The sequence below is a fragment of the Streptomyces thermovulgaris genome (assembly GCF_002155915.1).
GTDB classification, from domain to species: Bacteria; Actinomycetota; Actinomycetes; order Streptomycetales; family Streptomycetaceae; genus Streptomyces; species Streptomyces thermovulgaris.
In genome coordinates, this window is sequence record NZ_MUME01000274.1 from 1 (window position 1) to 4,943 (window position 4,943).

4 protein-coding genes and 1 pseudogene are annotated in these 4,943 nt (G+C 72.0%); 3 read left to right on the forward strand and 2 right to left on the reverse strand.

Annotated features, from left to right (window positions below; translation table 11 throughout):
- Positions 1-168: 168 nt before the first annotated feature.
- Both CCN35_RS20600 and CCN35_RS20605 read right to left on the reverse strand, forming a co-directional pair.
- Positions 169-1,131 carry a DeoR/GlpR family DNA-binding transcription regulator gene (locus CCN35_RS20600; protein WP_086793870.1) on the reverse strand — a complete coding sequence of 321 codons (963 nt, stop codon included), beginning with the start codon at positions 1,129-1,131 and terminating at the stop codon, positions 169-171.
- Positions 1,132-1,276: 145 nt separating this feature from the next.
- Positions 1,277-2,722: an NAD(P)H-quinone dehydrogenase gene (locus tag CCN35_RS20605; RefSeq protein ID WP_067394339.1), complete on the reverse strand. Its 1,446-nt coding sequence runs from the start codon at positions 2,720-2,722 to the stop codon at positions 1,277-1,279.
- A gap of 105 nt (positions 2,723-2,827) precedes the next feature.
- Here CCN35_RS20605 and CCN35_RS20610 point away from each other — a divergent pair, with 105 nt between their 5' ends.
- From CCN35_RS20610 to CCN35_RS20620, 3 genes and pseudogenes are all read left to right on the forward strand, one after another.
- Entirely contained in the window at positions 2,828-3,265 is a 438-nt protein-coding gene (locus tag CCN35_RS20610; RefSeq protein ID WP_067394341.1) for a gamma-glutamylcyclotransferase family protein, read from the forward strand.
- Between the two features lie 251 nt (positions 3,266-3,516).
- The gene (locus CCN35_RS20615) at positions 3,517-4,341 is read left to right on the forward strand and encodes a purine-nucleoside phosphorylase (protein WP_067394343.1); all 825 of its coding nucleotides are present in this window, start codon (positions 3,517-3,519) and stop codon (positions 4,339-4,341) included.
- 329 nt (positions 4,342-4,670) lie between these two features.
- A pseudogene (locus CCN35_RS20620) lies at positions 4,671-4,943 on the forward strand (phospho-sugar mutase); the annotation flags it as partial.

Below are 4,943 nucleotides of genomic sequence, written 5' to 3' on the forward strand. Positions count from 1 at the left end.
GGGATCCGCCGGCTGCCGGGCGGACCTCTCGGACATCACGGCGCCCGGCGCACCGCGTCCGCGGTGCGCCGGGCGCCGTGTCATGGTGCTGCGCAGGCCGAGCGGTTCAGGTGATGACCCGCCGTCCCCGCGGGCGGGCCCCCTGCTCCGGGGCCCTTCGCCGGCTCCTCACCGCCTGCGCAGATCCGCCACTCTGGCCGCCGGCCGTTCCGTCCCTCCGGCCTGGTCGCCGCCCAGGGACGTCGGGCGGAGATTCGTGCCCGGGAGCTGGTTGCGGCGCGGTCCCGGGAGGGAGACGTCCCGGCGGCGGTCGCCGCGTGCCGGGGACTTGTCGGCCGCCGAGGTCCCGGCCCCGCCCGCCACGGAGATCTGGACGCCCTGGTCGGCCAGGGCCTGGAGCTCGGTGGCCGCGCGGTCGTCGTGGGCCGGGGGATCGTCCGTCACCAGGCGGGTGATGAGCTCGGTCGGCACGGTCTGGAACATCGTGTCCGTACCGAGCTTGGTGTGGTCGGCGAGGACCACGACCTCCGCGGCTGCCTGGACGAGGGCCCGGTCGACGGACGCCGACAGCATGTTGGAGGTGGACAGCCCCCGCTCGGCGGTCAGACCGCTTCCGGAGAGGAAGGCCTTGGACACCCTCAGGCCGTGCAGCGACTGCTCGGCTCCGGAGCCGACGAGCGCGTAGTTGGAGCCGCGCAGCGTGCCGCCGGTCATCACGACCTCCACCCGGTTGGCGTGGGCCAGCGCCTGGGCGACCAGAAGGGAGTTGGTGACGACGGTCAGGCCGGGCACCCGGGCGAGCCGTCGTGCCAGCTCCTGCGTGGTCGTCCCCGCTCCGACGACGATCGCCTCGCCCTCTTCGACGAGTCCCGCGGCGAGATCGGCGATGGCCGTCTTCTCCGCGGTCGCGAGGTGCGACTTCTGCGGGAAGCCGGCCTCCCGGGTGAATCCGCCCGGGAGCACCGCACCGCCGTGCCGGCGGTCGAGCAGTCCTTCGGCCTCCAGTGCCCGCACGTCCCGCCGTACGGTCACTTCGGAGGTCTGGACGACGCGGGCGAGCTCACGGAGCGACACGGCACCGTTCGCTCGCACCATTTCGAGGATCAGTTGGCGACGTTCAGCAGCGAACACGAAACTGACAGTAACGCCGACGACCGTCTGCTTTCAGCGGTTTGCGCCGAATAACAGAAGTTGTTCGCACAGCGGGGCACAAAGTGGTATAGGACACCGCCCCGCACCTCGGGCTCCGGCCGTCCGGGGCCTCGTCCCGGGCCCCTCAGCCGCCCGACGTCTTGCGCGTGTGCAACTGCCGGGCCACCTCGGCGATCGAGCCCGACAGGGAGGGGTAGACGGTGAAGGCGTTCGCGACCTGTTCCACCGTCAGATTGTTGTCGACGGCGATCGAGATGGGATGGATGAGTTCCGAGGCGCGCGGCGCCACGACCACACCGCCGACCACGATGCCCGTGCCCGGACGGCAGAAGATCTTGACGAAGCCGTCCCGGATGCCCTGCATCTTGGCGCGCGGGTTGCGCAGCAGCGGAAGCTTGACGCAGCGGGCGTCGATCTTGCCGGCGTCCACGTCGGCCTGGCTGTAGCCGACGGTGGCGATCTCGGGGTCGGTGAAGACGTTGGCCGAGACCGTCTTGAGGTTCAGCGGGGCCACCGCGCTGCCCAGGAAGTGGTACATGGCGATACGTCCCTGCATCGCCGCCACCGACGCGAGCGCGAGGACACCGGTCACGTCACCGGCCGCGTACACGCCCGGGGCCGTGGTCCGCGACACCTTGTCGGTCCAGATGTGACCGGACTCGCGCAGCTTGACACCGGCCTCCTCCAGGCCGAGCCCCGTGGTGTTCGGAACGGCGCCGACCGCCATCAGACAGTGCGTGCCGGTGATGACACGCCCGTCGGACAGCGTCACCTCCACCCGGTCCCCGACCCGTTTGGCCGAGGCGGCCCGCGAGCGCGCCATGACGTTCATGCCGCGACGCCGGAAGACGTCCTCCAGCACGGCCGCCGCGTCCGGGTCCTCGCCGGGCAGCACGCGGTCCCGGGAGGACACCAGCGTGACCTTCGAGCCGAGCGCCTGGTAGGCACCGGCGAACTCCGCGCCGGTCACACCGGACCCCACCACGATGAGCTCCTCGGGAAGCTCGGTGAGGTCGTAGACCTGAGTCCAGTTCAGAATGCGCTCCCCGTCCGGCCGGGCGTCGGGCAGCTCGCGCGGGTGCCCGCCGGTCGCGATGAGCACCGCGTCCGCGACGAGGGTCTCCTCGCCGCCGTCCGGCATCGTGACGACGACCTTCCGCGATCCGTCGAGCGCCTGCGTGCCCTCCAGCCGTCCGCGTCCGCGCACCACCCGGGCGCCGGCGCGTGTCACGGCCGCGGTGATGTCGTGGGACTGGGCCAGGGCCAGCCGTTTGACACGGCGGTTGACCTTCGCCAGGTCGACCCCCACCACCCGGGCGGGCTGCTCCATCGGAGGAGTGTCGTCGGCGACGACGATTCCCAGCTCCCGGTACGACGAGTCGAAGGTGGTCATCACCTCCGCCGTGGCGATGAGCGTCTTCGACGGCACACAGTCGGTCAGCACCGACGCTCCGCCCAGACCGTCGCAGTCGACGACGGTCACCTCCGCACCGAGTTGCGCCGCCACCAGCGCCGCCTCGTATCCGCCGGGTCCACCACCGATGATCACGATCCGAGTCACGTCCTCCATTGTCTCGCACTGTTCGAAGTGTCACCGCCCCGGGGCGCGACCGGACCGTTCACCGTTGTTCCCGAGATCGGTGAGGCGAGTGCGCGGCTGCCGTACGCTCGACCCATGTCGCTCTACGCCGCGTACGCCGGCAATCTCGACGCGCGGCTGATGTCCCGCCGCGCCCCGCACTCGCCGCTGCGTGCCACGGGGTGGCTGAACGGCTGGCGGCTGACCTTCGGCGGTGAGCACCTGGGGTGGGAGGGCGCCCTGGCGACGCTCGTCGAGGACCCGCTCTCCCAGGTCTTCGTCGCGCTGTACGACATCGCCCCGATGGACGAGGAGTCCCTCGACCGCTGGGTGGGCGTGGGGCTGGGCCTCTACCGGCGCACCCGCGTCCGCGTGCACACCCTGGACGGCGAGGAGCCCGCCTGGGCCTATGTCCTCAACGCCTACGAGGGCGGCCTCCCCTCCGCCCGCTACCTCGGAGAGATCGCCGATGCGGCGGAATCGGCGGGAGCGCCCCACGACTATGTGATGGAGCTGCGCAAGAGACCGTGCTGACCGGTCGTCCGCCGCGGCGGCACCGCCCGCCGCCCCGGAGACCGGCTCCCGGGGCTCCTCGCCCCGCCTCTCCTCTCTCTTCCCCTCTCTCTTCCCCTCTCTCTCCTCTCTGTCCTCTCCGTCTCTCCCTCTCGCTCACCCCGCGCCCGTTTCTCTCGTCCGTCTCCTGTCGGAAACGACAAGACAACGATCGTCCTCCCACGCCCTTCAGCATCTACGCGCGTAGGCAAAGACCGGCTACTCTCGACAACGTGAACGCATCTCTACTTCCGGACGACCTCCAGGGCGACCCCTACGCCGCCGCCGACGCCGCCGCCTCGCGCCTGCGGGAACTCACCGGTGTCGAGACCCACGACGTCGCCCTCGTGATGGGCTCCGGCTGGGCCCCGGCCGTCGACGCCCTGGGGACCCCCGACGTCGAGCTCCAGGTCACCGAACTGCCCGGATTCCCGCCCCCGGCGGTGGAGGGCCACGGCGGCAGGATCCGCTCGTACGCCATCGGGAACAAGCGCGCCCTGGTCTTCCTCGGCCGTACCCACTACTACGAGGGCCGGGGCGTGGCCGCCGTGGCCCACGGCGTGCGCACCGCCGTCTCGGCCGGATGCAAGACGATCGTGCTCACCAACGGCTGCGGCGGTCTGCGCGAGGGCATGCGCCCCGGTCAGCCCGTGCTGATCAGCGACCACATCAATCTGACCGCCGTCTCGCCGATCGTCGGCGCCAACTTCGTCGACCTCACCGACCTCTACTCCCCTCGTCTGCGCGCCCTGTGCAAGGAGGTCGACCCCACCCTCGAGGAGGGCGTCTACGCCCAGTTCCCCGGCCCGCACTACGAGACGCCGGCCGAGATCCGCATGGCCCGCACCATCGGCGCGGACCTGGTCGGCATGTCCACGGTCCTGGAGGCCATCGCCGCCCGTGAGGCGGGTGCCGAGGTCCTCGGCATCTCCCTGGTCACCAACCTCGCCGCCGGCATGACCGGTGAACCCCTCAACCACGAGGAGGTCCTCCAGGCGGGCCGGGACAGCGCCGCCCGCATGGGCTCCCTCCTGGCCCAGGTACTGGACCGTCTGTAGGGACTCCGTCCGCGAGGCCCCGTCCGCGGGGGGCGAAGGACACCCGTCCACCGGGGCACACGACGACGTCCGCCACGACGGCGGGACGGCGGGGGCCGTGGGGGTGCGTCGGCGGCCCGCCGTACCCCCACGGCCCCTTGTTCCTTTGTTCCTCGACCGTTCGACCGTTCCCTTGATCCCCGCCCGGCCCGGCCGGCGCGGCCCGGGGCGGTCCGCCCGCGCGCGGCGGACCGGACGCCCCCCACGGTCCCGACCCGCCCACGCATCCGCGGGCTCCGGCCGGCACCGTCCAAGGCACCCGCACCACGACACGAGAGGCTGACGGAAACGTGCACGACGACCTCATGGCAAGGGCCAAGGCGTGGCTCGCCGAGGACCCCGACCCGGACACCCGCGCCGAACTCGCCCGCCTCATCGACGCCGAGGACACCGAGGAACTCGCCGCCCGCTTCTCCGGCACCCTCCGGTTCGGCACCGCCGGCCTGCGCGGCGAACTCGGCGCCGGCCCGATGCGCATGAACCGCTCCGTCGTCATCCGCGCCGCCGCCGGCCTCGCCGCGTACCTCACCAGGAACGGTCACGCCGGCGGCGGCGCAGATGAC